Annotated in this window: 1 protein-coding gene; it reads right to left on the reverse strand. The window is 43.7% G+C overall.

Going from position 1 to position 309, the window contains the following annotated elements:
- Nucleotides 1–125: 125 nt before the first annotated feature.
- Nucleotides 126–254: a hypothetical protein gene (locus ACYQ4S_RS12565; protein ID WP_459771516.1), complete on the reverse strand. Its 129-nt coding sequence runs from the start codon at nucleotides 252–254 to the stop codon at nucleotides 126–128.
- Nucleotides 255–309: the final 55 nt, after the last annotated feature.

Genomic DNA, 309 nt, shown 5'->3' on the forward strand with positions numbered 1-309 from the left:
CTCCAATGCTGTCGCCTTTTCTCTCTTTCTTTCTGTCAGATTTGTATACGTTTCCTTATTTTACCTTTGCTGGAGACATTTGACAAGAAAAAAAGCAATGTGATCCAGCAGTGTATTCACGTCTGCTAGATCACATTGCCTTTTTTCGCCTCTTTTTTATCGGTATAGAATGCTTTTCTACAGTTCGTCAGTGCGAGCTTTTGCGTCCGACTTCCTTCAGATTCCACCTCACGGTGGACACCCTTGTCATTCACTAACAGTTCCTACTGCAAAGCCTGTAGTGGACTTTCACCACCAAGTTGTCGCCCA

The sequence above is a fragment of the Alkalibacterium sp. s-m-28 genome, assembly GCF_054658175.1.